19 protein-coding genes are annotated in these 22,792 nt (G+C 62.8%); 8 read left to right on the forward strand and 11 right to left on the reverse strand.

Annotated elements, in window-relative coordinates; genetic code table 11:
• Window positions 1-94: 94 nt before the first annotated feature.
• Window positions 95-1,096 (reverse strand): sugar phosphate nucleotidyltransferase, encoded by a 1,002-nt coding sequence (locus KQ661_RS04200; protein ID WP_216679493.1) that lies wholly within the window; start codon window positions 1,094-1,096, stop codon window positions 95-97.
• A 214-nt stretch (window positions 1,097-1,310) separates the two neighbouring features.
• Between KQ661_RS04200 and KQ661_RS04205 the strand changes: the two genes are divergently transcribed.
• The 4 genes from KQ661_RS04205 (at window position 1,311) to KQ661_RS04220 (ending at window position 3,657) form a co-directional block, all read left to right on the forward strand.
• The gene (locus KQ661_RS04205; RefSeq protein WP_168672560.1) at window positions 1,311-1,889 is read left to right on the forward strand and encodes a LemA family protein; all 579 of its coding nucleotides are present in this window, start codon (window positions 1,311-1,313) and stop codon (window positions 1,887-1,889) included.
• A gap of 81 nt (window positions 1,890-1,970) precedes the next feature.
• Window positions 1,971-2,429, forward strand: coding sequence for a TPM domain-containing protein (locus KQ661_RS04210; protein WP_216679494.1), 459 nt, complete (start codon window positions 1,971-1,973; stop codon window positions 2,427-2,429).
• The gene (locus KQ661_RS04215; RefSeq protein WP_216685746.1) at window positions 2,426-3,289 is read left to right on the forward strand and encodes a TPM domain-containing protein; all 864 of its coding nucleotides are present in this window, start codon (window positions 2,426-2,428) and stop codon (window positions 3,287-3,289) included. Before KQ661_RS04210 ends, KQ661_RS04215 begins: the two co-directional genes overlap by 4 nt.
• 188 nt (window positions 3,290-3,477) lie before the next feature.
• Window positions 3,478-3,657 carry a hypothetical protein gene (locus tag KQ661_RS04220; protein ID WP_216679496.1) on the forward strand — a complete coding sequence of 60 codons (180 nt, stop codon included), beginning with the start codon at window positions 3,478-3,480 and terminating at the stop codon, window positions 3,655-3,657.
• Between the two features lie 149 nt (window positions 3,658-3,806).
• Here KQ661_RS04220 and KQ661_RS04225 read toward each other — a convergent pair whose 3' ends face one another.
• The 5 genes from KQ661_RS04225 to KQ661_RS04245 form a co-directional block, all read right to left on the reverse strand.
• Window positions 3,807-4,481 (reverse strand): sterol desaturase family protein, encoded by a 675-nt coding sequence (locus KQ661_RS04225; RefSeq protein ID WP_216685747.1) that lies wholly within the window; start codon window positions 4,479-4,481, stop codon window positions 3,807-3,809.
• 36 nt (window positions 4,482-4,517) lie between these two features.
• Window positions 4,518-5,102: a shikimate kinase gene (locus KQ661_RS04230; RefSeq protein ID WP_216685748.1), complete on the reverse strand. Its 585-nt coding sequence runs from the start codon at window positions 5,100-5,102 to the stop codon at window positions 4,518-4,520.
• Between the two features lie 149 nt (window positions 5,103-5,251).
• Window positions 5,252-6,310, reverse strand: a complete 1,059-nt coding sequence (locus KQ661_RS04235) for an ABC transporter permease (RefSeq protein WP_216679499.1) — start codon at window positions 6,308-6,310, stop codon at window positions 5,252-5,254.
• Window positions 6,311-6,486: 176 nt separating this feature from the next.
• A complete protein-coding gene (locus tag KQ661_RS04240; protein ID WP_226915712.1) occupies window positions 6,487-7,644 on the reverse strand; it encodes a BT_3928 family protein in 1,158 nt (385 codons plus the stop codon).
• A gap of 222 nt (window positions 7,645-7,866) precedes the next feature.
• A complete protein-coding gene (locus KQ661_RS04245) occupies window positions 7,867-8,403 on the reverse strand; it encodes a DUF1599 domain-containing protein (RefSeq protein ID WP_216679500.1) in 537 nt (178 codons plus the stop codon).
• A gap of 109 nt (window positions 8,404-8,512) precedes the next feature.
• Between KQ661_RS04245 and folP the strand changes: the two genes are divergently transcribed.
• The 3 genes from folP to KQ661_RS04260 all read left to right on the forward strand — a co-directional run bounded on the left by folP (window position 8,513) and on the right by KQ661_RS04260 (window position 15,132).
• Window positions 8,513-9,394: a dihydropteroate synthase gene (gene folP / locus KQ661_RS04250; RefSeq protein WP_216679501.1), complete on the forward strand. Its 882-nt coding sequence runs from the start codon at window positions 8,513-8,515 to the stop codon at window positions 9,392-9,394.
• A gap of 180 nt (window positions 9,395-9,574) precedes the next feature.
• Window positions 9,575-10,387, forward strand: a complete 813-nt coding sequence (gene cdaA / locus KQ661_RS04255; protein WP_216685749.1) for a diadenylate cyclase CdaA — start codon at window positions 9,575-9,577, stop codon at window positions 10,385-10,387.
• Between the two features lie 344 nt (window positions 10,388-10,731).
• Complete coding sequence (locus tag KQ661_RS04260; protein WP_216685750.1) at window positions 10,732-15,132, forward strand: beta strand repeat-containing protein; 4,401 nt, start codon at window positions 10,732-10,734, stop codon at window positions 15,130-15,132.
• Window positions 15,133-15,288: 156 nt separating this feature from the next.
• Here the strand turns inward: KQ661_RS04260 and kbl are convergent, their stop codons facing one another.
• Both kbl and KQ661_RS04270 read right to left on the reverse strand, forming a co-directional pair.
• On the reverse strand, window positions 15,289-16,485 hold the full coding sequence (kbl, locus tag KQ661_RS04265; RefSeq protein ID WP_216679504.1) for a glycine C-acetyltransferase: 1,197 nt from the start codon (window positions 16,483-16,485) through the stop codon (window positions 15,289-15,291).
• Between the two features lie 129 nt (window positions 16,486-16,614).
• A complete protein-coding gene (locus KQ661_RS04270; protein WP_216679505.1) occupies window positions 16,615-17,691 on the reverse strand; it encodes a patatin-like phospholipase family protein in 1,077 nt (358 codons plus the stop codon).
• 122 nt (window positions 17,692-17,813) lie between these two features.
• On the opposite strand from KQ661_RS04270, the gene KQ661_RS04275 reads away from it, so the two are divergent.
• The gene (locus KQ661_RS04275) at window positions 17,814-18,803 is read left to right on the forward strand and encodes an NAD-dependent epimerase/dehydratase family protein (protein ID WP_216685751.1); all 990 of its coding nucleotides are present in this window, start codon (window positions 17,814-17,816) and stop codon (window positions 18,801-18,803) included.
• Window positions 18,804-18,950: 147 nt separating this feature from the next.
• Here the strand turns inward: KQ661_RS04275 and KQ661_RS04280 are convergent, their stop codons facing one another.
• The 3 genes from KQ661_RS04280 to KQ661_RS04290 form a co-directional block, all read right to left on the reverse strand.
• Window positions 18,951-20,687 (reverse strand): T9SS type A sorting domain-containing protein, encoded by a 1,737-nt coding sequence (locus KQ661_RS04280; RefSeq protein ID WP_216685752.1) that lies wholly within the window; start codon window positions 20,685-20,687, stop codon window positions 18,951-18,953.
• Between the two features lie 245 nt (window positions 20,688-20,932).
• A complete protein-coding gene (locus KQ661_RS04285; protein ID WP_216679508.1) occupies window positions 20,933-21,700 on the reverse strand; it encodes a DUF475 domain-containing protein in 768 nt (255 codons plus the stop codon).
• Between the two features lie 100 nt (window positions 21,701-21,800).
• Window positions 21,801-22,706, reverse strand: a complete 906-nt coding sequence (locus KQ661_RS04290; RefSeq protein ID WP_216685753.1) for an alpha/beta fold hydrolase — start codon at window positions 22,704-22,706, stop codon at window positions 21,801-21,803.
• Between the last annotated feature and the right edge of the window lie 86 nt (window positions 22,707-22,792).

Here is a 22,792-nt window from a genome sequence, read left to right on the forward strand (position 1 = left end):
GGCGAAGCGGTGCTTCGCCCGTCGTTGAATAGAATCTGCAACGACGGGCGAAGCACCGCTTCGCCCCTACATCCACCGACCCCTGGACCTCCGGCTAGCTGTAGTCGATTTCGGTATTATCCCCGATGTTCAGCGAGTGGTTCATGCCCCGGAACGAGGCGTCGGAGCCCACGATGCAGTCGTGCATTACGGCGGCTTTCAGCTCGGAATAGCTGCCGATGATGGAGTCGCTGAGGATGCAGTTTTTGACGATGGTTTTGTCGCCGATGGCCACGTTGGGGCCGATGATGGAATGCGAAATCTGGCAGTCGCGCCCGATGCTGACCGGCGGGATAATCACGGTATCGGGGTATTCGGAGTAGTCGTGACCTTCCAGAAACTCGGGGCGGTTCAGCAGGCGGGCGTTGGCTTCGAGCAGGGTTTCCTTGCGGCCGCAATCGAACCAGTTGTCGACCGGGCAAGTGGACATCACCTCGCCCTCTTCGATGAGGTGCATGAGCGCATCGGTGAGCTGAAACTCGCCGTGGGTGCGCGTTTCCGAATCGATGAGCCATTCAAGGGCCTCGGCCAGCTTTTCGGGGTAGGCCAGCTTGTAGAGGCCCACCATGGCGAAGTTCGATTTCGGGATTTTGGGCTTCTCCACCACCTTGTTCACGCGGCCGCTGGCCCCGGTTTCGACCAGGCCGAACATGCTGGGGGTTTTCACCTCCTTCACGGCCAGCACCGAGCCGGGCGTGGCCATGAGGGCGGGCAGGTCCACGTCCACAATGGTGTCGCCGAGCATGATGAGCACGCCGTCGGGGTCGTGGCGGAATTCTTCGCGGGCCAGCCACAGGGCGTGGCCGATGCCCTCGCGCGGCTCCTGCACCACAAACGTGGCCTTTAGCTCGGGGTACTGGCGGCGCACGTAGCGCACAATTTTATCGCCCAGGTAGCCCACGATGAACACAAATTCGGTGAGGCCGGCGGCCTGCAGGCGGTCAATGATGTGGCCCAGAATGGTATTGCCGGCCACCGGTACCAGGCTTTTGGGCTGGGTGTGGGTGTGGGGGCGCAGGCGCGAGCCAATGCCGGCAACGGGAATAACAGCTTTCATTGGGGTGGGGCTGTAATGGAGAAAGCGGGAGGACGATATATGAAGGCGTTTGGCGCAGCTAAGCAGCAAGCTACAACTACTAGGGCTAAGCTGCGTACTTTGCCCCAAACCCGGTAGCAAACCGGAGCAGCGGCCACAGGTTTTGCCGCCGCGCCATTACCAACCCCGAATACCCTTCATTAACCCCCTTCATTAACACCCTTCACAACCCATCATGAAACGCTTTCTTCTCTATTTCGCGGGCCTGGCCCTGTTGCTCACCCAGTCGTCGTGCGGCTACAACGGCATGGTGACGCGCGACCAGGCCGTGAAGGCCCAGGCCGGCAACGTGCAAAGCTCCTATCAGCGCCGCAACGACCTCATTGGCAACTTGGTGAACACCGTGAAAGGGGCTGCCAAGTTCGAGCAAGGCACCCTCACCAGCGTGATTGAGGCCCGCGCCAAGGCCACCAGCGTGCAGCTGAATGCCAACGACCTGACGCCCGAAAACATCAAGAAATTCCAGGAAGCCCAGAGCCAGATGTCGGCCGGGCTGGGCCGCCTGCTGGCCGTGTCCGAAAACTACCCCGACCTGAAGGCCAACGCCAACTTCCAGGAGCTGCAGGCCCAGATTGAGGGCACCGAAAACCGCATCAACGTAGAGCGCAACAAGTTCAACGCCGTCACCAACGACTACAACACGTTCACGCGCTCGTTCCCCAACAACCTGTTTGCCGGCATGTTCGGCTTCCCGCCCAAGCCCTATTTCGAGGCCGACGCGGCCGCCAGCAAGGCCCCGACTGTTCAATTTTAATTGAGTTAAGAGTTAAGAGTAAGGGCCGGTTAGCAAATACCTCCCAAACTCAACTCTCAACTCTTAACTCCTAACTCAATCATGACTTCTCCTCTCACTCCCGCCCAGGATGCGGCGCTGGTAGCGGCCATCCGGCAGGCCGAAATCACGACTTCCGGCGAAATCCGGGTGCATATCGAAGATAACTGCCCCACACCCGAGCCGCTGGACCGCGCCGCCCAGGTGTTTGGGGAGTTGGACATGCACAAAACCGCCGCTCGTAACGGCGTGCTTTTTTACCTGGCCTGGCAGAGCCGGCAGTTTGCCGTGGTGGGCGACTCGGGCATCAATGCTGCCGTGCCCGACGACTTCTGGGAAACCACCAAAGAAGCCGTGCTAAATCAGTTTCGGCACGAAAACTACGTGCTGGGCCTGGAGCAGGGCATCAAAATGGTGGGCGAGCAGCTGAAGCGCTACTTCCCCTACGATGCCGCTACCGACCAGAACGAGCTGGACGATTCCATTTCTTTCGGCGGCCAAAAACCGTCTTCCGACGCATGAAAAATTCCGTGGCTGATGCCAGGATATCGACTTTATTCCGCTTCCCGCTGCTGAAATCGGGCGTGCCAAAATCGTGGTGGTCGCTGCTGCTACTGCTTTTGGGGCTGGTTGCGGCCCTCAACAGCGCGGCGCAGAACATTCCGCCCCGCCCCAACCCGCCGCGCCTCGTCAACGACCTGGCCGGACTGATGCAGGGCGGCGAGGCCGACCAGCTGGAGCGCAAGCTGGTGGCCTACAACGACAGCTCGTCGTCGCAAATCGCCGTCGTCACCGTTCCCAATCTCGACGGCGACGACATTGCCGACTACGCCCAGAAGCTGTACGAAAGCTGGGGCATTGGCCGCAAGGGCAAGAACAACGGCATTCTGATTCTGGTGGCCCAGCAGGAGCACACCGCCCGTATCCAGACCGGCTACGGCCTGGAAGGGGCCGTGCCCGATGCCCTGGCCAAGCGCATCATCAGCAACACGCTGGTGCCGGCCTTCCGCCAGAACCAATACTACGCCGGCCTCGACCGGGCCACCGACCAGCTCATTGCCCTCGCCAAAGGCGAGTATCAGGCCGACCCGGCCGACGCCCGGCCCCAGGGCCGGCGCGACGGTTCGGGCTCCGGCTTTCCCTTCTGGCTTATTATCTTGGTGATTGTTATCATCTTCACCATGCTGCGTAACCGTGGCGGCGGTGGGCGTGGCGGGCGCGGCAACCGGGGCTTCGGGGGCGGCTTTATCCCGCCCATCATCTTCGGCGGCGGCGGTTTCGGCGGTGGGGGAGGTGGTGGCTTTGGCGGCGGCGGTGGCGGCGGCTTCGGCGGCTTTGGCGGCGGCAGCAGCGGTGGCGGTGGGGCCAGCGGCAACTGGTAAAGCGCACCAGCAATTGATAGAAAAATAGCCCGGCCGAGAACCCCTCCGCCGGGCTGTTTTGTGTCGATAACCAGCGTTTGCAATGGCAGGGGCTAACCTTTTTGGCGTAGGCACAGTATCAGCCCTAACCCCGTAGCCTGCGTGCTATGCGCCTTTCACCTCCTTTCTTTCTCTTTCTCTTTCACGCCATGAACGCCTCCCGTCTCTCCCTCTTCGTATTCCTCTTCGCCTTGGCCACCACGCTCACGGGCTGCGATGCCATTGCCGGCATCTTCAAAGCCGGGGCCTACACGGGTATGATTGCCGTGTTTATCGTGGTGGCGCTGTTGTTCTTCATCGTGAACAAAATGCGTGGCCCGCGCTCCTAATCCGGCGCGTAGCAACCACCAAAAGGTAGTGGTACGAAGAAGCCCGATGGGCAATTCGTCGCATCATCGGGTTTTGAACCTCAACCCACAAAAAAGCGCGGCCCCCGTGAGGGAGCCGCGCTTTTTTTGTGTCTCAGCCTGCCGGAAAGCTAGGCGCTTTTCTTGCTGGGCATGGTGCCGATGATGTGGTCCCAGAGCGTGCTGCTCACACCAAATGCCACTTCGTCCTGCCGGTAATGGTGCTGGCTGTGGTGCGTCCACCATACTTTCAGGAAGTTTTTGGGCGGCGAGTAGGCATGAATGGCGTAGTGCACAAACAGGTACATGGCGTAGCCAAACGTGAAGCCCGACAGCAGCCCAAACGCATACGAGCCAAAGCTGAAGCGGAAAATGAAAAACAGCAGCGACGCCACAAATACCGTGATGATGGGCGGCATAGCCAGCCGGGTTTTATCCTTGGGGTACTCGTGGTGCACGCCGTGCATGGTGTACTGGAACTTGGCGCGTCCCGCCGTGGTGGCCGGAATGTGGTACAAGTAGCGGTGCACCAGGTACTCTATCAGCGTGAAAGCCAGCAGGCCCACTAGAAACAGGCCCAGCGCGGCCACGCCCGTCATGAAGCCGTGCACGAGGCCGTAATACATGCTGATGATGCCCGTGGCGGCAAAAATGCCCACCGGCAGCGCGATGTGCGTGTGCGAAAGCCGCTCCAGCAACGGATTCTGGAAAAGCTGGGCTGAGCCCTTGTGTTTGGGCCGCACGGGGGCTGTGGCAGGCGTAGGAGCCTCGTTTACAGCCGGTTCTTCGGTGGATACTGATTGCATAGGGGTAACAAACGTCGAACGAATCAATTAACAAAATTACGAAGCGGGTGGCAATGTGGCGGGCAGGGCAAAACCCGCCCCCGCCAGCTGGGCCACCACGGCCGGCAGCGTACACGCCGCCGAGCAGCGCAGCCGCGCCTGGCTATAAAACTGACTTCGGGCGGTAAGGGTTTCGCGCAGCCAGGCTTCGGCCCCGCCGGCGGCAGCCAGCAGGGGGCGTTTGGCTACTTCCTCGGGGGGCAGGCGGGCGGCCAGCACGGCGCTGGGAACATCGAGCCAGAGGGTGAGGCCGGCCTGGTTGAGCAGCGCCATGTTATCGTGAAAGCAGGGGGTGCCGCCGCCCGTGGCCAGCACCAGCGGCGGCCCGGCCAGGGCGAGGGCATCGCGCAGCACCGCTGCCTCTATGGCCCGGAAAGCCGCCTCGCCGTCTTCGGCAAAGACTGCGCGCACACTGCGACCGGTGCGGACCTCAATGGCCACGTCCAGGTCCAGAAACGGGCGGTTGAAGTGGGCGGCCAGCTGGCGGCCGAGGGTGGTTTTGCCCGCGCCTGGCAGGCCTACCAGGCTCAGGTGCCCGGAGCCGCCGCGCGAAATGAGCGGGTCGATAGGAAGCTGCTTCATAATTCCTGCCCTTGTTTGGGGCGATTATATAGTGAGGTACCAAACGGTGCGCATGCGCGAGGCACCGCTTCGCGCATGCGCACCGTTTGGGGGAGCCCGCTGGGTGGGGGAGGGCGCGAAGCACCGCTTCGCGACTACATGCTAAATGCTTAGCTCAGTTTTACGCGGGGGTCGAGCACGGCGTAGAGCACATCTACCACAATATTTATGAGCACAAAAAGAGCCGCTACGAACAAGGTAGCCCCCATTACCACCGGGAAATCGAGGTTCTCCACGGCCCGCAGCGTCACGGTGCCCAGGCCTTTCCAGTTGAAGATGTATTCGATGAAAAACGCGCCGGCCATGAGCGATGCCAGCCAGCCCGATACGGCCGTAACCACGGGGTTCAGGGCGTTGCGCAGGGCGTGGTGCAGCACGGTGGCGGTGCGGCTCAGGCCCTTGGCGCGGGCCGTGCGGATGTAGTCCTGGCTCAGCACATCGAGCATGCTGGAGCGGGTGAGCTGCGTGATAATGGCCAGCGGCCGGATGCCCAGCGCCACCGCCGGCAGCAGCAAATTGCGCAGCACGAGGTGCCGCTCGCCGGTGAACGGGTCGGTTTCATACAGCTGGCCGGTGAGACTCAGGCCCGTGAAGTGGCTCCAGTAGAAGCCGAACGTGACGGCAATGATGATGGCCGCCACGAATGAAGGCACCGAAATGCCCAGTACCGAGGTGCTCACCAGTACCCTGTCGAGCCACGACTGGGGCCGCAGCGCCGCCACCACGCCAAAGGCCACGCCGCCCACGCTGGCAATGAGCATGGCGGCCAGCGCCAGCCACATGGTGCCGGGAAAATAATCGAGCAGAATGCGCAGCACGTCCTTGTTGCTCTGGAAAGAGCGGCGCAGGTAGGGCGTTTTCAGCACTAAGGCTTTGGAACCAAGTGGCAGCAGCGCCACGCCGCCGTAGCGGGCGCGGCCAGCCGAGTCGGCCGGGTGCAGGCCCAGGGGCGAAATATCGTTGAGGTAGCCCAGCAGGCGGGTGGGCAGGGGCTGGTCGAGGCCGAGGTCGGCGGTGATGGCGGCTTTGGTGGCCAGGTCGCTGCGCTGGCCGGCCAGCAGCGCGGCGGGGTCGCCGGGCAGCACATTGAAAAGCAGAAACACCGTGCACGCCACGCCCACCAGCACAAGCAGGCCCTGGGCTAAACGACGGAGGATGAAAGGGAGCAATTTCTAGATGTGGGAAATAAGGAAGATGTGGAGAATGTGGAGAATGTGGAAATATGATGAATGTGAAAATGTGAGAAATGTATTGGATGTGCTGAAGGTGCAACTGCCTGGCAGATATTCCACCTTCAGCACATTCAATACATTTTCACATTCACCATATTTCCACATTAAAACAACTACTGCAGCTTCTCCTCCACCTTCCCGATGCTGGGAATATCGTGGTAGTGGTACTTGCCTTTCACCACGCCGTCTTTCAGCAGCAGGAAGCCGGGGTTGGAGCGGATGATGGACTTGAGGACCGTGGCATCGGCGTAGTAGAAGGGCACGGCCAGGTTGGCGCTGTGGCGAAACACGTCGAACTCGGCCGGGCTGCTGCTGGTGATGACGAGCGGCGTGATGCCCCGGCGTGAGGTTTTGGCATCGTCGAGCAGCTTGTTAATCTGGTCGTAACGGTCGCGGTCGGCCTTGTCTACGTTCTGGATGATGAGCACCAGCTTGTTGCCGCGCAACAGCTCGGGAGTATAGTCGCCCTCATCGTTCCAGACCTTGAAATCGGTGATTTTGGGGCCGGCTTCGGGGTTGAGGGCCGTCATGCTCTTGTAGGTCCAGGTCGAGTCGGGGTAGGTGGTGAACTCCTCGGTTTTGCCGCCTTTTTCCATGGTGTACTGGTAGCGCAGCGGGGCGCTGGCCTTCATGAGCTGGCCAATGTCGTTGCCAACTTTATAGGGCAGGAAATCGAAGTAGGGCAGGTGGCCCAGCGCCCGCACCCCAATGCCAATGGCAATGGCCGTGACAAAGGTCATGGTCATCACCCCAAACGTGCCCCGCACGAAGGAATGGCGCAAAAACCGCTGGTGCGTGAACACGATGGCCCACAGCGCCAGCAGAAACAGGTCTTTGAAAAACGACGTCCAGGGCTTGAGCTTGATGAAATCGCCGAAGCAGCCGCAGTCCGTCACCTTATCGAACGCTGCCGAATAGAAGGTGAGGAAGGTGAAAAAGACCAGCAGCCCAAACAGCGCCCACAGCACGATGCGTAGGTTCCAGCGCAGCAGCAGCGCCGCGCCCAGAATAACTTCGGCCGAGCTCATGAGAATGGACATCGTGCGGGCAATGCCTTTGAACCACAGGAAAAAACCCGCCAGGCTGGGCAGCGAAACGGCGAACACCTCGAAGTATTCTTCCAGCTTATAAGCCGTGCCCACCGGGTCGTTCAGCTTGATGAGGCCGGAAAAAATGAATAGCGCCCCAAGCAAAAACCAGCACACCCGCGTGAGGGTGCGCAATGGGTGCGAGGCAGGAGCAACGGCGGTAATGGAGCTAGGGACAGACATAGAGAGCAAAGGTAAGCCGGGGGCGAAACGCAGGGGCGGGGCGTGGGGTTGTTGTGCGGACCTGCCATTCGTTGGCTGTCAGCCTGAGCATTCTGCACTTAAAGCAGAGACGAAGGACCGCATCACGGTTGAATAATTTGTAATAATCTAACCGAGGCGAGCGCGATAAGGTCCTTCGCAAGCGTACGCAAGATGAGGATGACAGCCGACGGATGACAAACGCTACGCCTCGCCCTCCAGAATCAGCGCAAATACGGCGTAGTTCAGCATGTCGCGGTAGCTGCCTTCCACGCTTTCGCTCACCAGGGCTGCGCCGCCAATGTCTTCGAGCTGCTTCACGCGGTGCAGCTTCATCAGAATCAGGTCGGTGATGCTGGCCACGCGCATTTGCCGCCAGGCTTCGCCGTAGTCGTGGTTTTTGGCCAGCAGCAGGCGGCGGTTTTCGGCGGCTTCGTGGTCGTAGGCGGCGGCCACGGCGGTGGCGGCCATGTCGAGGGGGGTTTCCCCGGGCAGGTGCAGCTGCATCAGGGCAATGAGGCAGTAGTTGATGATGGCCACGAACTCCTCGTTCACATCATCGGCCACGAGCTGCACGCCGGTTTCCTGAATGGTCCGGATGCGGTTGGCCTTGATAAAAATCTGGTCCGTAACCGAGGGCAGGCGCAGAATGCGCCACGCCGTGCCGTAGTCGTGGGTTTTGGCCAGAAACAGGGTGCGGCAGCGGGCCAGCAGCAGGTCGTATTGTTCGGGGGTAGTCAAGGGTGAGCTGGTGAGGTAGTGAACAGGTGAGTTTGAAATCTCGTCTCACGCCGCAAGTTCGGGGCATTAGATGGATATTGGCGCTTTCGCAACCTAGCGCTGTCGTTCCATGTCGCCAACCGTAGCTAACTCACCAATCCACCAATTCACCAATTCACTACGAAGCCCCCACGGCCGCCTGCTCGATTTGCGCCGGCCGCAGGTGATGGGTATTCTCAACCTCACGCCCGATTCGTTCTTTGCCGGCAGCCGCGTGGCCTCCGAAAAAGACCTGCTTTCCCGCGCCGAAGCCATGCTCACAGCCGGAGCGGCCGTGCTCGACCTCGGTGCCTACAGCACCCGCCCGGGAGCCGATGATGTTTCCGAAGCCGAGGAAACCCGCCGTCTGCTGCCCGCCGTGGCAGCGGTGCGCAAAGAATTCCCGCAGGCCTTTCTCTCGGCCGATACGTTCCGGGCCGGCGTGGCCGAAGCCGCCGTGCAGGCCGGGGCCGACCTGGTGAACGATGTGGGCGGCGGCACTCTCGACGCCGATATGTTTGCCACCGTGGGCCGCCTGCGCGTGCCCTACGTGTTGATGCACCTGCGCGGCACCCCCCAAACCATGAGCAAGCTCACGCACTACGAAGACGACCTGGTGCTCACGCTACTGCGCTATTTCCGCGACGGCCTGGCCGCCCTGCGCACCCTCGGCGTGACCGATGTGCTGCTCGACCCCGGCTTCGGCTTTGCCAAAACCGCTGCCCAAAGCCACGAGCTGCTGCGCCGCCTGCCCGAGCTGCAGGCGCTGGGCCTGCCCATGCTGGCTGCCCTCTCGCGCAAGAAAATGGTGTACGGCCCCCTCGGCCTCGGCCCCGAAACGGCCCTCAACGGTACCACGGCGCTGCACATGGTGGCCCTGCAGGGCGGGGCTAAGCTATTGCGGGCGCACGATGTGGCCGAAGCCCACCAAACCATACAATTATTTGCCAATACCTTTCCGATGGCGGAATAAAGGCCGTAATTTGAAGGGCGTATGTCATCCTGAGCAGCGCGAAGGACCTTAGCACCGCTGAATAGCCTGCAGCGGGTAGTCGCTGCAACTTGTTCGGCGCGGCCAAGGTCCTTGGCAAGCGGACGCCCGATGAGGATGACGAATGCTTCATCTAAGGCCCTTCTCTTTTTCTCCACCGCCATGACCGGCCCATTCCCCATCAATTTCCTGCATTTCGGCTGGATTGACGCGGCCGACGTGTTGCTGGTGACGGTGCTGCTGTACCAGCTCTATAAGCTGCTGCGCGGCTCGGTGGCCCTGAACGTGGCGCTGGGTCTGGTGTCGTTTTACCTGCTATACTTGGTGGTGAAGGCCACGGGCATGGAGCTGCTTACCAAAATCCTGGGGCAGTTCATGAGCGTGGGCGTGCTGGCCAGCATCATCCTGTTTCAGCAGGAAATCCGGCGGTTTTTGCTGAGCGTGGGCAAGGCCACGGCCCTGGAGCGGGTGCGCGGCTGGAGCTGGGGCCGCCCCGCCGAAACGACCCCGCTGGCCGTGGGCCCCTTCGTGGAAGCCGCCAAAAGCCTGTCGAACAAGTTCACCGGCGCGCTCATCTGCTTCACCCAAGCCTCCGACCTCACGCCCTTTGCCGAATCCGGCGACCGGCTCGATGCCGAAATCAGCAAGCGCCTGCTGCTCTCCATCTTCAACAAAACCTCGCCCCTGCACGACGGGGCCGTGATTGTGACCAACGGTCGGCTGCGGGCCGCCCGCTGCATTCTGCCGGTGAGCGAAAACTCCGACGTGCCGGCCTCGCTCGGCCTGCGCCACCGCGCTGCCATCGGCCTGAGCGAAATCACCGATGCCGTGGTGCTGGTGGTGAGCGAGGAAACCGGGGCCATGAGCCTCGTGCGCCACGGCGAGGTGCACCGCAACCTGGGTCCCAGCGAGCTGCGCGCCCGCCTGACCGAGTGGCTTCTGGTGCCCACCGCCAATGCCGCCGGTGCCCGCTAACCCCTTCGGCAATAATGGGTGAGGCAGAACATTGTAATTCATTTGCCTGATATCATCTATTTGATAGTCAGATATTTGGGTTATGATTTGGCAGGCGATGGCGATGGCGGCGGGTGGGGACTGATTAGGTTTCTGAGTTTTTGTTTTTTACTTTTCTAGGAGCGTTCTGTGCTGTGCCTTTCAGGTAGTTGCAGTTTGGTGCGATTCACCCATCGCCTTTGTCAGCCAAATGCGGCTGCCAGCCAGGGCCGGCACTGGCTCGGTTTGTTGCGCTACCACCCGGTTGCTTTTTCATTCATCCCCTTTTTTCACCACCGTATTCATTCACTTTACTCTTTTGTCTTATGCACAAAAAAATACTCCGCGAGCAGCAGGGTCTGCTGCCCCGTGCCCTGTCATCGCCGAAGCGGCTCACGCGCCTGTTTGGTGCCGGGTTCCTGCTGCTGGGTGGCTTAGGGGCACAAGCCCAAACTACCACCGTCTTCAATGAGGACTTTGAAGGCGCTACCAATAGCTTCACGCTCGTCAACGGTGCCGCTACCAACATCAACCAGTGGTTTGTGGGCACGGTGGGCGGCAACGGCCCCACTACTGCCGGCACCAAATCGGCATACATCACCAACGATGGTGGGGTGAGCAATGCGTATACCATTACCAGTGCTGCGGTTTCGCACATGTACCGCGATGTGACCGTGGCCGCCGGCCAGGGCAATATTCAGCTCGGCTTCGACTGGAAAGCGGCCGGCGAAAGCACCTACGACTACCTGCTGGTGCAGGTGGCACCCACTACGTTTACGCCGGTGGCGGGCACCCTTCCGGCCGGCGTGACGGTGCTGGCCCAAATCAACCTGCAAACCACCTTCGGGCGGACCACGCTCCAGCTGCCGGGTAATTTCAGCGGCAGCACGCAGCGCCTGATTTTTACCTGGCGCAACGATGGCTCGCTGGGCGCGCAGCCGCCGGCTACGATTGACAACGTGACGGTGACCAGCCAGACGGCCAACCCCATCAGCGGGGCCTTCACCATCAACAGCGCGCTGCCCACGGCGGGCACCAACTTTACCAGCTTCACCGATGCGGCCAGCCGCCTGAACCAGGATGGTATCAGCGGTCCGGTGACCCTCACGGTTACGGGCGGCCCCTACACCGAGCAGTTTCTGCTGGGCGAAGTAGCGGGCACCAGCGCCACCAACACCATTGTCGTGAACGGCGGCGGGCGCACCATCCGGTATGCTTCGACCAGCAGCACGCAGCGCGCGGTGGTGCAGCTCAACGGCACCGACTACACCACCATCAACAACCTGAACATTGATGCCACCGGTGGCAGCGGCACCAGCGGCACCTACGGCTACGGCGTGCTGCTGACCAGTGCGGCCGACAACGACCGCATCACCAACAACACCATCAACGCGGACATCGCCACCACGTCGACCAACTTTGCGGGCATCGTGGTGAGCGGCTCGACCACCAGCGCCACCACCAGCGGCAACTCGGCCAACAACCTCACCATTGAGGGCAACACCGTGAACGGCGGCTACTACGGCATCACGCTGTACGGCAACAGCACCACTTCGCTGAACACGGGCAATGTTGTGCGCAACAACAACGTGCGCGACTTCTATACCTACGGGATTTACTCGGGGTATCAGGATGGGGCTCAGTTCATCGGCAACGATGTGAGCCGGCCGCTGCGCACGGCGGTCAGCTCGTTCTACGGCATCTACAATTTCGCCTCGTCGCGCAGCCTCACCATTGAGAAGAACCGCCTGCACGACCCGTTCACGGGCAACCCGACTTCGACCAGCGCGCTGTACGGCATTTACCTGGCTACCAGCACCGGCGCCACGGCTACTACCACCAACGACGTGGTGAACAACGTGCTGTATAACATCAACGGCTCGGGCACGCAGTACCTCATCTACAACTCGGGCGCTGCGTTTAGCCGCATCTACAACAACAGCATCAACGCGGACGACCAGTCGGCCGCGACCAACACTACCTACGGCATCTACAACTCCGGGGCCAGCGCTGATATCCGCAACAACGTGGTGAGCATCACGCGGCCCAGCACGGGCACCAAGTACGGCGTGTACTACTCCACAGCCCCGACCACCAGCAACTACAACGACATTTACGTGCCCAACGGCAACGTGGGCTATTTCAGCACTGCCCTGGTGACGCTGGCCAACCTGCAGGCCGCTAACAGCAATGCCTTCGACCAGAACAGCGTGTCGGCCGACCCGGTATTTGTGGGGGTCAGCACCGGCAACCTGCTGCCCAGCAACGTGCTGCTCAACAACGCCGGCACGCCGCTCACCCGCGTAACCGATGACATCACGGGTGCGGTTCGGGGCGCGGCCCCCGACCTGGGTGCTTATGAGTTTACGCCGGTGGCCGTGGATGTGGCCCCAGTGGCCCTCCTGGGCCCGGCTGCGGGCACGAGCTGCTACAGCGCTACCGAGGCGGTGATTGTGCAGATTCGCAACGCGGGCACTTCGACTCTTGACTTCGCTACCACGCCGGCCGCAGTATCGGTAGTGGTGACGCTGCCCGGCGGCACTACCCAAACCTTCCCCGGTACCGTGAGCACAGGCACCCTGACCAGCGGCGCGACCCTGAACGTGACCCTCACCGGCACGCTGAACATGACCACGCTGGGTGCTTACGCGTTTGCCGTGACGGCCACTGTGGTGGGCGATGCCAACACCAGCAACAACGTGCTGACACCCGCCGCTACCCGCACGGTAGTTGCTCCGGTGGCCGGTGTGCTGTCCCCGGCGTCCTTCAATATCTGTGTAAGCGGCAGCGCTTCGCTGGCCCTGGCCGGCGCAGCCAATGGCAGCATCCAGTACCAGAGCAGCACCAGCGCCACCGGCACCTTCACGGATATTGTCGGCGCTACTGCGGCTACGTACACCACGCCCGTGCTCAACAGCACCATTTACTACCGTGTGCGCAATACCTGCAACACCAACACGACCTACAGCAACGTGGCCGCCATCATGGTGAACAACCCCGTGATTTCGGCTGCTCCCACGCCGCTCAGCACCTGCGCGGGCGGTACGGCTACGCTGTCGTCCACCGTGCCAACGGGCGTTTCGGTGCGCTACTTCACCACGGCTACCGGCGGCACGGCCATCGGCACCGGCAACCCCTTCGTGACGCCGGCCCTCACGGCCAACACGACCTACTACGCCGAAGCCTTTGCGGGCGGCACCGAAAGAGGCGGCAAGCCGGCTTCCATCCAGACCGATGGCGGCTACAGCGGTACCAACACCGGCATCGTGTTCACGGCCACCGGCCCCACCTCCATTCAGGCGGCTACGGTATACAATGCCACTGCCACCGCCGGTTCGCTAACTGTGGAGCTACGCGACAACGCCGGGGCCCTGGTTTCCACGGCTGGTCCGTTTGCACTGGCGGCGGGCAGCACCACCGCCCTGATGCCCACCGTACTGCAGCTGAATCTGGCCGTGCCGGCTGCCGGCACCTACCGGTTGGTTACCTCGGCTACGGGCACGCAGCCCACGCTGTACCGCGATTTCACGGGCAATACCTACCCCTACACTTCGCCCAGCGGCGTGGTATCGGTTACGGGCGGTTTGCTGGCCGGTGGTGCCAGTGCCAGCTACTACTTCTTCTTCAACCTGCTGATTGGCAACGAGTGCGTGGGGGCTTCGCGCACCCCGATTCAGGTGAACGTGACGCCGGGCCTGGTGGCTTCGCTGCCGGTGGCCGCTGCTACCAGCTGCGGCCGCACGCCTTACCAGCTGGCCGGCACCATTGCCGGTTCGGCTACGGGCGCTACCTACACCACCAGCGGCACGGGCACGTTCTCGCCCAATGCCACTACGCTGAACGCAACCTACACGCCCTCGGCGGCCGACGTAACGGCCGGAACCGTGACGCTCACGCTCACGCCCACCGGCCCCACGGCCCCGTGCACCTCCACGGGCCGCGTGGTGCTCACGCTGGCTACGCCGCCGAACGCGGCCTTCAGCTACCCCGTCGGCACGTATTGCACGGGCTCTACTACTCCGGTAGCGCCGGTGCTGGCTCCCGGCGCGGTGGCCGGCACGTTCTCGACCACGGGCGCTGGCCTGAGCATTAACCCGGTAACGGGCGTTATCAACCTGACTAATGCCAACAGCGACGGCACGTACACCATCCTCAACACGGTGGCCACGTCGGGCGCGTGCAGCGGCTCATCGTCCAGCACCACCATCACCATCAACTTCGGGGTGGTGACGCCCACGCTCACCTCGACGCCCCAGGCGGGTGGGGTGCTGCTGAGCACGTCGGCCCTGGCCGGGGTTACCTATCAGTTCTTCCGCAACGGCGTGGCCGTGGCTGCCCCCGGCACCAGCAACACGCTGCTGCTTCCGGTGGGCTCGCAAAACGGCAGCTACACCGTGGTGGTGACGGCTACTTCCGGTTGCGCTTCGGCTCCTTCCAATGCGATTTCGGTAACGGTGACCGGTACGCAAACGGCGGCGCTCACCGGCGTAAGCCTGCTGGTGTACCCCAACCCCACGCCCAACGGCAGCCTCACGCTGGAGCTGCGCGGCCCCCGCGCCACGGCCTCGCAGCTGGTGGTGCTGAACTCGCTGGGCCAGGTGGTGCACACCAGCATCATCGCCGCCGGCTCGGCCTCGCTGAACCTGGGCCACCTGGCTTCGGGCGTGTACACCTTCCGGGTGAAAACGACCGAAGGCGTGCTGACTCAGCGCGTGGTACGCGAATAGGGTAGCGTTCCGCAGTAAGTAAAAAGTCCCGCCGGCAGCTGCCGGCGGGACTTTTTTTGTGAGCAATTATTGGTCCGGCCGGTTGTCGTGCGGGCGGAATCGGTGGTGCTTCAACCGGTCCGACCGCCTAGGGCGGTCGGACCGGAGCATACGCGCTTATTTCAGCACTTTCAGCTCTTTGCCCACTTTGGTGAAGGCGGCAATGGCCTTGTCCAGATGCTCGCGGGTGTGGGCCGCGCTCAGCTGCACCCGAATGCGGGCCTTGCCCTGCGCCACCACCGGGTAGTAGAAGCCCACCACGTAGATGCCCTCGTCGAGCATTTTGGCCGCGAATTCCTGGGCCAGCTTGGCGTCGTACAGCATCACGGGCACGATGGGGTGCTCGCCGGGCGTGATGTCGAAGCCGGCGGCGGTCATCTGCTCGCGGAAGTATTTGGTGTTCTCTTCGAGCTGGTCGCGCAGCTCGGTGCTTTCCGTCAGCAGCTCCAGCACGCGCAGCGATGCGCCCACAATGGTCGGGGCCAGCGTGTTCGAGAACAGGTAGGGGCGGCTGCGCTGGCGCAGCATGTCCACAATCTCTTTGCGGCCCGAGGTGAAGCCGCCCATGGCCCCGCCCAGGGCCTTGCCCAGCGTGCCGGTGATGATATCGACGCGGCCCATCACGCCGCGCATTTCGTGGGTGCCGCGGCCGGTTTTGCCCAGGAAGCCGCTGCTGTGGCACTCGTCCACCATTACCAGGGCCTGGTACTTATCGGCGAGGTCGCAGATTTTGTCGAGCTGCGCGATGGTGCCGTCCATCGAGAACGAGCCGTCGGTGACGATGATGCGGTGGCGCGTGCCCTTGGCCTGGGCATCCTGGAGCTGTTTTTCCAGGTCGGCCATATCGTTGTGCAGGTAGCGGTAGCGCTGAGCCTTGCACAGGCGCACACCGTCGATGATGCTGGCGTGGTTCAGGGCATCGGAAATGATGGCGTCCTGCTCATTAAACAACGGCTCGAACACGCCGCCGTTGGCATCGAAAGCGGCTGCGTAGAGAATGGTGTCCTCGGTGCCCAGGAACTCAGCCAGCTTGGCTTCCAACTCCTTGTGAATGTCTTGGGTGCCGCAGATGAAGCGCACCGAGCTCATGCCGTAGCCGTGCGTGTCGATGGCTTCCTTAGCGGCTTTGATAACTTCGGGGTGCGAGCTCAGGCCCAGGTAGTTGTTGGCGCAGAAGTTCAGCACTTCGCCGGCTTCGTCGGTTTCAATTTCGGCGCCCTGAGGCGAGGTGATGATGCGCTCCTTCTTGAAAAGGCCGGCGTCTTTGATTTCCTGAAGCTGCTGGGTGAGGTCGGGCTGGAGAGTGGCGTACATGGTTGGTGGGATGGTAAGTTTAATGAAGCAAAATTACATTGTCGGAGGTAGGGGCGGGGCCTGCCCCCGCCCGCCGCTCGCACCGTTCTAACGATTCCGTTCAACGACGGGCGGGGGCAGGCCCCGCCCCTACCTCTGACGCGCCAGAAACGCCTGTACACCCTTGCGTCCGCTGTCCATCAGCTGCTTTTTCTGCGCATCCGAAATCCGTTTGATTTTCGGGCTGAAATTCAGGAAATCGATGCTGATGGTGCGCTGCCAGTCGGCGGGCTGCACGGGGTTAAGGTTTTCGAGGGCCACGGTGTAGAGCGCGCCCATGTAGGTGTTGAAATCGGTGATGGCATAGGGGGCGAGCTGCTGGCGGCCGGCGGGCGCGCCATCCAGCGGAATCTGCTCGGCGCGGTCGAGGCGCAGGCCCAGGGTTTTGGGATTGAAGACGTGGCCGTGGGCATCTGGCGCAGCGGCCGGGCCGGTGGCCAGGTAGCGCGGGTAGTCGAACAAATCGATGGGGTAATTGGCCAGCAGGCCGCCATCGACGAGCACCTGCACGGGCTGGCCGGGGGCGGGCGTGCCGGTTATCACCTTGTTCTCCGCATCAAGCAGCACGGCCCGGAAGTAGAGCGGAATACTCATGCTGATGCGTACGGCATCGGCCACGCGCATGGTGGGTGTGGTTTCGTAGCTGAATATCTGCACGCGCTGCTGCGTGAGGTTGGTGCCGGTGGTGTAGAGGTCGCGGAAGCGGGCGGGTTCCTTTTGGGCCAGTGCGTGCAGCTCGCCCAGGGTGAGATGGGCGTTTTTGGTTTTGCGGGCCACCAGCTCGCCGAGGTAGGTGCTGAACTCGTCGCCCCGGTACCAGCCGTATTCCTTCACCAGCCGGTGCGTGCCACCGAAAAAGATGAACCGGCCATCATTCAACCGCTGCACGGGCGTGGCATTCACCACATCAATAATTTCCTGGGCCGAGTAGCCCACCGCCAGCAGCGCCGCCTGAATGGCCCCCGCCGAGGTGCCGCCCACCCGCGTAATTCCGGCTAGTACGCCGCGCTGCTCCAGCTCCAGCAGGGCCCCGCCGTAGGCAATGCCCCGGATGCCACCGCCTTCCATCACCAGGTTGCGGTAGCGCGGCGGGGCAGGGGCAGTCTGAGCGCGGGTTGCCCCGCTCAGCAGGCCGACGCAGAAGAGGCAGAACAGGGCAAGCCGCATAAACATGAGGCCAAAGATACCGTAAGGCAGTGCGGACCCGCGCCGATGGTTTGGCCACGACCGCGCCGGTATCTTTGCAGCCCAACTCCCACTCTCCCCATCTCAACCCGAACTCCCCGCGCATGGCCACCACTCCCGGCGACACTGAAACATCTGTATTACCCGGCTCGGTGCTGGTTATCGGCGCCTGCGGCCAGCTTGGGCTGGAACTGGTGGCGGCATTGCGCCAGCGCTACGAGCCCCACCTGGTAGTAGCTGCCGATGTGCGGCCCCCAAAAAATCCGGATTTGCTGGCTGGTGGCCCCTTCGAACTGCTCGACGTGCTCGACCGCTCCCGCCTCGACAAGCTTATCCGCCAGTACCGCCCCAAGCAGATTTATCACCTCGCCGCCCTGCTCTCGGCCACAGCGGAAAAGAACCCACTTTTCGGCTGGCAGCTGAACATGGACGGCCTGCTCATCGTGCTCGAAGCCGCCGTGGCCCACGGCGTGGCCCAGGTGTACTGGCCCAGCAGCATCGCCGTGTTCGGCCCCGATACCCCGCGCGAAAACACGCCGCAGGTCACCATCATGAATCCCAACACGGTGTATGGCATCAGCAAGCTGGCCGGCGAGCAGTGGTGCGAGTGGTATTACCGCAAGCATGGCCTCGACGTGCGTAGCCTGCGCTACCCCGGCCTCATTGGCTACAAGAGCCTGCCCGGCGGCGGCACCACCGACTACGCCGTGGACATCTATCACCGCGCCGTGGCCGGCGAGAACTACGAGTGCTTTCTCGAAGAAGATACCTACCTGCCCATGATGTACATGCCCGATGCCCTCAAGGCTACGCTGGACCTCATGCACGCCCCGGCCGAGCAAATAAAAGTCCGCACCAGCTACAACCTGGGAGCCATGAGCTTCTCGCCGGCCGAAATCACGGCCAGCATCCAGGAGCACGAGCCCGGCTTTGAAGTGACCTACAAGCCCGACGGCCGCCAGCAAATCGCCAACTCCTGGCCCGCCAGCATCGACGATTCAAAGGCCCGTACCGACTGGGGCTGGCAGCCCGATTTTGACCTCGACAAAATGACGGCCGACATGCTGCTGCATTTGAAAGAAATGAAAAGCTAAGAAAGCCCGTCTGGATTGCCAGGTTCGTTGCTCCGGTCTGACTGCCCTAAGCGGTCTGACCGGTTGTCGGCAGGGCGAAATCGTGCTCACTTCAATCGGTCTGACCGGAGTAACGAACCTGGTTCCGGATGGGCCTTTCTAACTGATTTACTCCATCTGCAGGCGGCTGGTAGCCGCGCCGCAACGTACCATGTATAACCCTGGTGCCAGCCCGGCCACATCGAGAGCCGCCTGGGCGGTGCGAGCGGGCAGCTCCTGCCGGCGTACCTCGCGGCCCAGGGCATCGAGCACCTGCACTGGGCGAGCCGTAGCGCTGGCCTCGGGCCAGGTGAGGCGCACGGCGTTGGCGGCCGGATTGGGAGCCAGCGTGAACGTTTCGGCCGGTGTGGTGGCACGCGTATTTGTAGCGAGGGCCGAGCTGGCTAGCCGGGCCGTGAAGGCGGTGCGGTAGCCCGTGGCATTGGGCAGCACAAAGGGGCCAACGCTGATGGGGGCATCGAAGAAGCCACCCACCGCGACGGCGCCCGCCGCATCTACGGCCACCGCCGAAATAGCGTCCCAACCCATGCCGCCGATGGGCATCACGCTGTCCCATTGGCCTGCAGCGCTGAGCTGCGCCACAAAAGCGTCGTAGGTTCCCGAGTTGGCAAGCTGGAAATTTCCGAAAACAGTAGGCGTAGTAGAGGCGGGAAAAATACCGCCGTACAGGCCTGCTACCACGGTTGCGCCGCTGGCGGTAGTGGCGAGGGAGGTGGCAAAATCATTGGCCGGCCCGCCGGCCCGTATGGCTTGTGTCCACTGGCCGGCGGCACTGAGCCGGGCCACAAATACATCGTAGCCCCCGGCGCTGGTGAGCAGCGTGCCACCCACATTCACAGGCTCGGCCAGCAAGCCCGCTACGGTCACGTTGCTCAGGCCATCCAAGGCCACGGCGCGGGCCTGGGGAGCACCGGCCCCGCTGCCTGCGTTGGTGGCGGCGCTCAGCGGCACGGCCTGGGTCCACTGGCCGGCCGCCGAGAGCCGGGCCACGAACAGGCCATCGTCGCGGGTGTTGAGCACGGTGCTGCCGAAGCTGGCGCTGGTACTAAAGGTGCCGGCTACCACGGCATTGCCGGCCGCGTCAACAGCCAGCGCGGTGGGGTAGGTCCGGAAAGGGATGGTGCTAAACTGGCAGGTGCTCTGGGCAGCTTGGGTCCAGGTAGAGGTGGCCAAATTGAGCCGGGCCACAAACACGGCGGTGGTCACGCCATCGGCCACCAGGGTGGAGGTGCCAAAGCCGACGGTGTTCTGAAAGCTGCCCGCCACCACGGCGTTGCCGGCCCCATCCAGCGCCAGGGCACTGGCAGCGTCCTGGCCGGGGCCGCCCATGCCCTGGGCCATCACCCACTGGCCCGTGGGGCCGAGTTGGGCTACGAAAGCATCGCTGGCCTGGGCGGTGCCGGTAGTAGTGAGGCCAAAAGACTGAAAGGAGGTGAGCGAGCCCGTCGGGGCCGCGCCGCCAAAGGACCCGGCCACCACCACGCTGCCGCCGCTCAAAACCAGGGCATTTGCGTAATCCTGGCCTGGTCCGCCGGCGCTCACGGCCTGTATCCACTGGCCGCCGGGGCTGAGCTTGGCCACGAAAATATCGGAGCCGCCCGCGCTGCTGAGCGTGGTAGTGCCCAGCGTGAAGGTGCCCGAGAAATAGCCGGCTACTACCGTATTTCCGGCGGCATCCAGCGCCGTGGCAGTAATGGCCGAGCCGTCTGGGTGAGCCGCGCCGCCGGGGCCGCTGATGGCCGTGGGGGCGCTGGCCCATTGCCAGTGCTGGGCGTTGGCCAGCGCGGGTATAGCAGTCAGGGCCAGCAGGGAAAGGACCCGCAGGCAGGGAGTGTTTTTTTTCATGGGTAGCGAAAAATGAACAGTCGGATGGATGGCCTCCTGCTGCCATCCGGCAGCGGCTCATCCATTAGTGCTGAGCGCAATACTACGAGTTTGGTTGCGCTCCGCTGTTATTTTATTTCAGACCGGGTGGTTGAGCGGTTTGTGAGCCCCGTTTGCCACTTGCCTGCATCGTGCTAAAACAAGCCGATGCGCGATACCTGCGGCCGTATCTTTTTATTCGTGCCCCGCGGTCGGACCTGCGTCGCTTAGTTGCCGCCAGCGCGTTGCGGCACATTGAACAGCAGCGAGGTAGCCCACGGCACCGCGAAGGTGGCCACCGTGAGCACGGTGAGTCCCACATCGGCAGCCTCGCTTTCGAGGGCCACGCTCACGGGGTGGCCGGGCAGGAAGTGCGCCACCAGCGACAGCATCAGCTTGAGGCCCAGCAGGCCGATGACCACAAAAGCGGCCGTTTCCAGAAACGGGTACTTGCCCATGAGCAGCACAAAAGCCTGCGCCACCAGCCGCATGGCCAGAATGCCGATGAACACGCCCACGCAAATCAGAATCAGGTTGTCGGTGAAGGCCACCACGGCAAACACGTTGTCGATGGAGAAGGCCAGGTCCATGAGCTCAATCAGGGCCACGGTGGCCCAGAATTTCCCAAACAAGCCCAGCGTGTTGCGGTAGAGCCAGCTTTTCTGCTTGTCGATAACCTCTTCCTCCTCGGCTGCGGCGCGGGCCTTAAAATGGTCGTACACCAGGTAGAGCAGGTAGAGTCCGCCCAGCGGCTTCAAAAACCAGAATTTGATAAGGAATGACGCGAATAAAATGCACAGCCCCCGGAAAATATACGCCCCGAAAATGCCGTAGCGCAGGGCCTTATTGCGCTGGTCTTTGGGCAAATCGCCCACCATGGTGGCCAGCACGGCGGCATTGTCTACCGATAGTAGGCTTTCGATGATGACCAGGTTGCCCACGATGGCCAGCGAGGCCAGCGGGTTTTGAAGAATTTGCTCGACGTATTGATTCACGGAATAAAAGCTGTGGCATAGCCAAATGGGCCGCTACTGGAACGGCCGCTGCCCGCGAAAGATGCCATTTGCTGCGGGTTGGGGCCGCAAACTACAACGCCTACGTTGCGGCAGCCTCCAGCAGCGCCCGCATTTCCTCCAGAATTGCGGGCCAGTTTTCCAGGTACAGCATGTGGCCTTGGGCGGGCAGCAGCCGCACGGGCGCACCGCCCAGCCGCCGGGCTAGGTAGGGAATGTTGCCGGGTCCCCACACGCCATCGGCCTGGCCGTGCCAGAGCCGGACGGGCGCCCGCACGTCCTCGATGCGGAAGCCGGGCGGGCGGCACCAGGCCTGGGCATCATCAAATACGCCCCGGCCGTGGTTGGCGAAGCCCGGCACTGCGGCATCGCGCAGCAGGGCGCAGTGGTGGGGCGTGATGCGTGCCTCTTCCGACCGCATGAGGCGGATAAACCAAGCCAGGGTGCGGTCGGGGTGCCGGGCCCACTGCCGGCTGAGCCACAGAAACGTGGTGCGGTTCAGCCACGGAAAGCCCAGCTGGCCCCACAGCAGCCCTTTCCACACCCACGAAAGATGCCGATAAACCGCCCGCTCGCCCAGCGGTAGGCAGGTGCTGAGCAGCTGCGCCGCCGCCACCCGCGCCGGGTGCCGCGCCGCCAGCGCCAGCGCGTGCACGCCGCCCACCGACCAGCCCATCACGCCCACCGGCCCGGCTATTTCCAGGGCATCGAGCATGGCCACCACGTCATCGGCAAATGAGGGAAAGGTGAGCGGCCGGTACACGCTGGACTGCCCCACGCCGGGCCGGTCGGGCGCCAGAATCTGGAGCTGCAGCCGGGCCAGCAGCGCTGCATCATCGGGCACCTCCAGCCCCGAGGAGCCGAAGCCGTGATGGAACACCACCGCCCGGTGCGCGGGGTTGCCGTAGCGCGTGAGGCCCAGCCGGCGGCCGTCGGGCAGGCGAATGGTGAGCGGGGTGGGGCTTCCGGCAGTAGTGGGGGCAGGCATGGCCGGGGATGGTAGTGGGAAAGGTGAGCCTGGAATAGGAGTGAGCTATGTAGAATTGCAAAAGAAGCTACGGCAACCCTGGAATC

Origin of the sequence: Hymenobacter siberiensis, assembly GCF_018967845.1 — a bacterium.
GTDB lineage: Bacteria > Bacteroidota > Bacteroidia > Cytophagales > Hymenobacteraceae > Hymenobacter > Hymenobacter siberiensis.

Excerpts from the sequence above, each read along its gene's own strand:
- KQ661_RS04200 (WP_216679493.1), bottom strand. The coding sequence starts at position 1,096 with ATGAAAGCTGTTATTCCCGTTGCCGGCATTGGCTCGCGCCTGCGCCCC.
- KQ661_RS04205 (WP_168672560.1), top strand. The coding sequence starts at position 1,311 with ATGAAACGCTTTCTTCTCTATTTCGCGGGCCTGGCCCTGTTGCTCACC.
- KQ661_RS04210 (WP_216679494.1), top strand. The coding sequence starts at position 1,971 with ATGACTTCTCCTCTCACTCCCGCCCAGGATGCGGCGCTGGTAGCGGCC.
- KQ661_RS04215 (WP_216685746.1), top strand. The coding sequence starts at position 2,426 with ATGAAAAATTCCGTGGCTGATGCCAGGATATCGACTTTATTCCGCTTC.
- KQ661_RS04220 (WP_216679496.1), top strand. The coding sequence starts at position 3,478 with ATGAACGCCTCCCGTCTCTCCCTCTTCGTATTCCTCTTCGCCTTGGCC.
- KQ661_RS04225 (WP_216685747.1), bottom strand. The coding sequence starts at position 4,481 with ATGCAATCAGTATCCACCGAAGAACCGGCTGTAAACGAGGCTCCTACG.
- KQ661_RS04230 (WP_216685748.1), bottom strand. The coding sequence starts at position 5,102 with ATGAAGCAGCTTCCTATCGACCCGCTCATTTCGCGCGGCGGCTCCGGG.
- KQ661_RS04240 (WP_226915712.1), bottom strand. The coding sequence starts at position 7,644 with ATGTCTGTCCCTAGCTCCATTACCGCCGTTGCTCCTGCCTCGCACCCA.
- folP (WP_216679501.1), top strand. The coding sequence starts at position 8,513 with ATGTCGCCAACCGTAGCTAACTCACCAATCCACCAATTCACCAATTCA.
- cdaA (WP_216685749.1), top strand. The coding sequence starts at position 9,575 with ATGACCGGCCCATTCCCCATCAATTTCCTGCATTTCGGCTGGATTGAC.
- KQ661_RS04260 (WP_216685750.1), top strand. The coding sequence starts at position 10,732 with ATGCACAAAAAAATACTCCGCGAGCAGCAGGGTCTGCTGCCCCGTGCC.
- kbl (WP_216679504.1), bottom strand. The coding sequence starts at position 16,485 with ATGTACGCCACTCTCCAGCCCGACCTCACCCAGCAGCTTCAGGAAATC.
- KQ661_RS04270 (WP_216679505.1), bottom strand. The coding sequence starts at position 17,691 with ATGCGGCTTGCCCTGTTCTGCCTCTTCTGCGTCGGCCTGCTGAGCGGG.
- KQ661_RS04275 (WP_216685751.1), top strand. The coding sequence starts at position 17,814 with ATGGCCACCACTCCCGGCGACACTGAAACATCTGTATTACCCGGCTCG.
- KQ661_RS04280 (WP_216685752.1), bottom strand. The coding sequence starts at position 20,687 with ATGAAAAAAAACACTCCCTGCCTGCGGGTCCTTTCCCTGCTGGCCCTG.
- KQ661_RS04290 (WP_216685753.1), bottom strand. The coding sequence starts at position 22,706 with ATGCCTGCCCCCACTACTGCCGGAAGCCCCACCCCGCTCACCATTCGC.